This window comes from Cupriavidus sp. 01L46, from assembly GCF_056399905.1.
Genome location: NZ_JBFTSF010000456.1, coordinates 1 through 6,545, shown reverse-complemented (window position 1 = coordinate 6,545; position 6,545 = coordinate 1). Strand labels below are relative to the sequence as shown.

3 protein-coding genes and 2 pseudogenes are annotated in these 6,545 nt (G+C 62.2%); 2 read left to right on the top strand and 3 right to left on the bottom strand.

The window, feature by feature from the left end:
* Nucleotides 1-714 (bottom strand): annotated as a pseudogene (locus AC1DS3_RS36720) (hypothetical protein); the annotation flags it as partial.
* A gap of 449 nt (nucleotides 715-1,163) precedes the next feature.
* Complete coding sequence (locus tag AC1DS3_RS36715; RefSeq protein ID WP_441634791.1) at nucleotides 1,164-1,940, bottom strand: XpsR family transcriptional regulator; 777 nt, start codon at nucleotides 1,938-1,940, stop codon at nucleotides 1,164-1,166.
* Between the two features lie 704 nt (nucleotides 1,941-2,644).
* On the opposite strand from AC1DS3_RS36715, the gene AC1DS3_RS36710 reads away from it, so the two are divergent.
* Nucleotides 2,645-3,634, top strand: coding sequence for an AraC-like ligand-binding domain-containing protein (locus AC1DS3_RS36710; RefSeq protein WP_477129142.1), 990 nt, complete (start codon nucleotides 2,645-2,647; stop codon nucleotides 3,632-3,634).
* Between the two features lie 37 nt (nucleotides 3,635-3,671).
* Here the strand turns inward: AC1DS3_RS36710 and AC1DS3_RS36705 are convergent, their stop codons facing one another.
* The gene (locus AC1DS3_RS36705; RefSeq protein WP_477129143.1) at nucleotides 3,672-4,487 is read right to left on the bottom strand and encodes a transcriptional regulator; all 816 of its coding nucleotides are present in this window, start codon (nucleotides 4,485-4,487) and stop codon (nucleotides 3,672-3,674) included.
* A gap of 1,373 nt (nucleotides 4,488-5,860) precedes the next feature.
* Between AC1DS3_RS36705 and AC1DS3_RS36700 the strand changes: the two are divergent.
* Nucleotides 5,861-6,545: pseudogene (locus AC1DS3_RS36700) on the top strand (undecaprenyl-phosphate glucose phosphotransferase); the annotation flags it as partial.

Here is a 6,545-nt window from a genome sequence, read left to right as displayed (position 1 = left end):
GGCCTGGACGCTGGCCGGGAAACCTGCCTTGGCGTTCTGCACGGCCGAGTTGATCACCGACGTGACCAGCGTGCCACTGGCCAGGTTAGCGGTGCCGGGGGCGTTGTTCACCGCGCTAGCCACGGCACTGGCCGCTGCCGCCGCGGCAGCTTCCGCCGTCAACGTGCCGCCCGTGGCCTTCGACAAGCCTGCCAGCGTCTTTGCGACCTGGTCCACCAGTTGCTKCACCAGCACGGCCGCCTTGAGCACCGCAGCGTCCTGCATCGGGTCCAGCGCGATGAGGTCCTTGCCTTGCAGGCCCAGCTTGGTCGCCAGCGCCGCGGCCTGGGTTGCGCCCAGTTGCGCAACCAGCGTCGTCAGCGGCGTGATCACCGGGGTCTGGCCGGCCTTGTAGGCCACTGCCGGCGCCTGCAGCACGCCGGTGAACGGCTGGTTGGTACCAATGTCGGTACCGCCGGTTACCTTGAGCGCGCTGGTGGAGCAACCATCCGGGAACGTGAAGTCCCCGTTCGCCTTGGTCGTAGTGGTCTTGTTGCTGCAATCGAGGAACGTCACCGTTGCCTGTGACAGGTAGAAGTCGACGGCCTTGCCTTGCACGGTGACCGATGGCGTCGGGGTCGGCGTCGAGTCCGAGCCTCCCCCGCAAGCCACGAGTGCCGCTGCCGCGGAAGCCATCATGCCGAGGGTAAAGATATTCCTGATATTGGTTTGCACTCTTCTCACTCCTGAATCGATACGTCGATTTGTCAATGCGTTAATGCGTTAATGCGTCGATACGTCGATAGGTCAATGGGTCACTAGGTTGTCTATGGATCCTGACCACGCCTTGGCAGCGCACCGCATGCGGTGCCCTTCGCTGCCCTGGCTCGTCGCATCTCATGGATACCCTGGCTGGCTCTTGCGATCGGAATCGGCAGCACTACAACAAAACTGCCTTTACCAGCTTTACTAGATAAACAATCTCCACAACCGTGTCACCCCTACTAGGAGGGGGAAAGCGCAAGCTTGCATGTCAGCCCCTAAACCCCACCCTCGCGAGAGTCGCAACGGCATCGCTGCCGCGTACCGTTCCTACGGTTGTCAGGACGCGTAAAACGATGCCGGCTAACACATCACCTCGCATCACCTCGCATCGATTTGCATCGATTTGCGTTGCTTCACGCCTAGTGCAGAACCGGAAAATCCTCCGGCACCAGCCAGCGCGCCACATATTGGCCCATGGCTTCGAGCAACACATCGGAAGTCAACCCCGACGCGCCCGCCAGCGCAGGACACATGATCCAGGTAGTGCCATCGAGCTCCAGCACGCGCAGCGTCTTGGCCAGATCGGCCGGCTGCAAAATAAAGTCCCCCATCCGGGCTTGCTCAAGCCCGAACGCCAATACGAAATCCGAGAAATGCCGCTCGCCCAGGCACACCACCACCTTGGGCTTCCACTCCCTGCGAATGCCTTCGATAAAGCGGAAGCGGTTGCCAGCGCGGCACAGATCCAGGTAGCGCTGTTTGGGCACCAGCGCCGGCTGCCCGCGAAATGCCTTGGACCAGGGCGTCTGCCCGATCAGGTGCGCCGGCAACGGAAACAGGCTGAGCTTGAACTCCGCGCCTCCCGGCGCATAAAGATGCTGATCGAAGTAATGCTTCCAGTCGCACTCGCTCTGCGGGCACGCAAAGGTCTGCGCACGCGCCGCCGCCATGATCCTTGCGATCTTCTGATGCGACTGCCAGCGCTCCATGCTCTCGCGATGACGCTCCCGGTACGCGCGATCCCAGGCGCCTGGCTGCAGGCGCGGCTCCAGCGGCGCTACCAGCGACTCGACCCATGGATGCGGTGTGCTGTCGCAAAACCAGACAGCCGCCGCCGGATTTCCCCCTTCCATACCAACGTAAGACGCGAAGTACGCGTCCAGCTGCTCACGTGAGAATACAGTCTTCTGTTCTATTTCCATGCCTCTACCGCTTGGTGGAATTAAAGATGCCCACGCGCTGAGGCAGTACTTACCTATACGACGTGACGGGCCGTGAGACGCCTCGAATGCATCGGCAAATCTCTAATAGAACGATGGAGACAACCCGCTGACGGGGAATGGAGAACTTCCCGCGCATCCGCGCCTCCCACCTGCTTCGTATCGGATGCCGGCCGGCATAAAGCCAAAGCCTGGCTCCAACGGATTTGACCTACCTACAACCAATCTGGATCAGTGCTTTTCCCTTTGGGAAAGCGATTACCGGAACGTATTTTGTCAATCCCGCGACGCTCCTGCTGCCGCCCCAAAAAGCCCAATCTCGTTTGCGCGAAACAATCACTTGGCGGTGCGAGATTTTGCGTGAGATTTGATCATGACGCGCCCCCCTTTGGAGGGATTCGCGGCAGTCTTCTTTCCCTTCTTACGCGGGGTAACGACACTTTGCGCCGCATCGCACAATCGGGCGGCGGTAAATGGTGGTAAATGGCGTCAAATGGCGATTGCACGGCATGTGCACGGGCTGTGTGCAGCATGTGCGTGCGCGAGTGCGTGGCAAGCACAGGCATGGCAGTGGGACAGCCGCAACGCGTTGCCTGCAAGAACCTCGGTTTTTCGATAGAGTGATGCCGATGCGCCGGCGTTTTGCCGGGCCTATGCAGCACCGGGTGCGCCCAACGCCCATGACCGAGCCCCCCATCGCACTTGCACCGACCCAATCGGAACCGCAGCCCGCGCCCTCGGACGCGCGCCTGCCTCATACCCATTTCCAGGTAGGCGGCGACGGGCCCCGTAACACCAGCGTGGGACAAATCCTTGCCTGGCGCCAGCGTGTCGGCCACGTAATGGACGTCAACCTCACCCAGGACGCCCTGGCTGCCCCGTTCCAGGCCTCCATCGACCGCTACCTGGTCGAGGACATGCTCTTCACCGACTGCCGCTGCGATGGGCTCTCCCTGGAGCGCAACGTCGCGCGCATCTCCACGGACACCATGCGGCACTATGCGCTTCAGGTGTTCGTCGAAGGCAACGCCGGCGTGGTCGAAGGCATGCGGCACAACCCGATGCCGCAACAGGGCGGCATCCTGCTCACGGACCTTGGGCAGCCCGTCCACATGCACCGGGGTGGCGTGCGCGCGCTCTCGGTCTTCGTGCCGCGCACGATGATGGATTCCATCTTTCTCGGCGCCGAGGCCGCGCACGGGCGCATCGCGCAAACCAACACGCCGCTGACCCGGCTGGCCGTGGAGCATCTGACCGCGCTGAGCCGCGAGATCCCCGGCATGGCACCGCAAGCGGCTGCCGAGGCCATGCACGCCAGCGTGCAACTGCTCACCGCCGCCTTTCGCAAAGGCGCGCGCCTTGAGGAAGGCGCCCGCGCCGCCGCGCGCAGCGCCATGCTGGCCCGGGCACGCCGGCTGATCGACGCCGACCCCGGCGCGGCGGGCCTGTCCCCCGACAAACTGCTCGCCAAGATGGAGATTTCCCGCCCAACCCTATATCGATTGCATCGGACTTCACCCGGGCGTTTCGCCGATCCCTGGGCATGTCGCCCAGCGACCTGCGCGCCTATGCCACCAGCCCCGAGAACACCCAACTCAGGCAAGCCGCGTTCGCGGTGCAAGGCGATGCCTTCCAGCAGTGGCTGCATCGGCAACAGTTCTGAGTTTTGAGCTGCGCGCCAACGGCCACTGCATCGCCATCTCAGGCCTAGTAGTACTCCGCCTCGCAAAGCTCCGTCTCGTGCGGCCTTACCTGAAAATCGGCCATGGTCAGCCATTGGCTGATAAAACGCCCCATGGCGTTCAGCAGCACGTCGGAAGCCAATCCGGCAGCTCCGGCCACTGCCGGACAAATAATCAGGTTTGTACCTTCGCTGACATAAACGCGCAATTCCCTCGCCTGATCGGCCGGCTGTAATGTGTGCGTGGTAAATGGCACCCCCCGCATGCCGAAGGCCTGAACGTAATCCGCCTCGAAGCGCTCGCCAAGGCAGACCACCACCTTGGGCCGCTCGCGCCGGCGCAACTGGGCGATAAAACGGAACCGGGCACCATTACGGCACAGCGCGAGGTATCTGGATTTGGGGTTCAGCTCCGGCTGGTTGCCGTGCAGTTGCGTCCACGGCAACCCGTTCTCCGACCGGATGGCCAATGGGAACAAGCTCAGCTTGAAATCCCATCCGCGCGGCCGGTAAAGATATTGCGCAAGGTAGCGCTGCCAATCGCCGCTATCGTCCCGGCCGAACAGCACCATCTCCCGGGCCGCCGCCATGATGCGCGCGATGCGCTGGTGCGTTTGCCATTTGCTCATCTCGTGCAGATGACGCAGCCTGAACTGCGCATCCCACGCCGGTACCTCACGCACGGGGACAAGCTCCGCGGGCAGCCGCGTGCTATCCGAAGTCGGCATGCTGTCGCAGAACCAAACCGCGCTGGCCGGACTCCCCCCCTCCATGCCCACGTAGGAAGCAAAGTAAGCATCGAGCTGCTCACGGCTCAGGGGGCCCCCGCCCTGCTCCGTCATTCCAGACATTTCAGAAAAACCAGAGAAACCAGAGAAACCAGATACATCAGCCATAACCAACACCCCCATCATTCCCGTCGTGCGCCTAATGACCCGTCAAGACACCGGATCGCTGCCGGCATTGCCCCGGTTGCGTCGGTTCCCCCTCTCATCGAGTTCAAGGGCAGGGGTCACCAAGCATCCCCCTTTCGCGCACGCCTTATAGACAATGGTCTCTACGTCCAAGATTAAAGCCACTCCMGCGCGGCTCTTGACCGTGCGTCTCACTTTTTGGCGATTGGCTCGGTCATTGGCGCGATGATTGGCCCGGTGACGGGCCCCAAATTGGCAGCTAAGCCACGCCGGCAGCCCGGCACGCCAGCGCTTGGGCCAGGTAGTTCAGCCACCCGGCCATCCCCGCCAACAGAAAAAGCGCCGGAAAAAACACTTGCCGCCTTCGCCCGCAAGCCCCCTCCCCCGACGCCGGGCACTCGCGGTTACGCGCAGGGCGAGAAGGCGCTGCCGCTGGGCGGCGGCTATGAGAACCCGCTGCACCAGCAAAAGATGGAGCAAGCCGCGAGCCGCAAAACACAGCGAGAGAGATCGCAGCTCTCCCCCCGTACTTAATATCAGCATTCATCCGGCAATCCCCCCCTCTGAAGCAGGGATAGAAAATTCAAAGAAAAAAAGCACCAGTTTTTATAAAAATGGCTCTCCAGGCTTTCACGCGGGTACTGCACGCGGGTGCAAGTGGCAGGAGGCAAAACGCTGGCTTTCTCCCCTCTCCCATGATGTGGGAGAGGGGAGCTACGGCAACGCTGGATTTAGCCCAGCGATAAATCGACCCACACGAAAGTCGGATGAACCATAAAAATCAAATATCGACCTCGATACAAACTCGATACATCATTGAACAATCCACGCACCAACATCACCCATCGGCACCAAAACCTCCCTCCCCGTGCACAAGTCCCGAGCGCAATGCACGCCCTCGCCAGCAACCCCGCGCCATGACGCCGACAATCCCCTCGCGTTCCCTTCTCTCGCAGGGTACCGGTAGATGTCGCTGCGCCGCACTATCTGCCCCATCGATAAGACGAGCAAACCGGCGCCCATGGCGCCTGTTTAAAACGAAGCGACGAGTTTCCAGCGACGCGTCCCTGCATGGGCGACGCACGGGCGCAAGGGTCAGCCGCCCCCAAGCGCCACGGAATCGGCTGCACACGCTGCAGCCAGCGCCGACTTCCTTCGTCCGATCAAAAACGCCATGCCATTTGAGACAGCGCGCATGGCCGGGCCGACGTAGTCAATGGCACGTCGCCTTTACCAATTGGGGATAAATGGTTCGGCCGCACAAACGTGCGGCGGGATTGCGAACGCTTTCGGGGAAGATCATGGGAGTTTATCGCGACATGTTTACCAGGCATCACGACCAGCTAACGCTGGCCGCACGCCTGCTGGACGTAGGCGTCATCTGGATTGCCGGCTACCTGGCAACCGAACTGCGCTTCGCAACGGACGCCACGCCCAACGCGCCCATCCACCAGTTCATCCAGTATTTCGGCTGCACCGTCGCGTTCATCGTACTGCCCGCGTTCGACCTGTACGCCTCCTGGCGCGGCCGCAGCAGCTTCTCGCTCTTCACGCGCATGCTGGCCGGCTGGACCCTGGTCTGGCTGATCAGCATCCTGGTCTGCTTCCTCCTTCATCAAGCCGACTCTCTCTCGCGCCTTTGGGCCACCTACTGGTATGTTGGCTCCATGGTCGGCTTGCTGGCGCTGCACATCGCCAGCCGCGCCTTCCTGAGCCTGGCCCGCGGTACCGGCGTGAACACCAAGCACGTACTGATCGTGGGCTACGGCCGCACCGGCGAAGAAATGTACCGCCGCGCCACCGCCAACCGCCGCACCGGCTACCGGGTGGGTGGCATCTACGCGTCGGCAGACGAAGCCACCCCGGCCGGTGTGCTGCGCGTGGAAGACAGCGCCAAGATTGCGGACTTCGCGCGCCAGCACAAGATTGATGAAGTCTGGATCACGCTCCCCATGAGCGCCACCCGCCAGATGCAGAACATTGCGT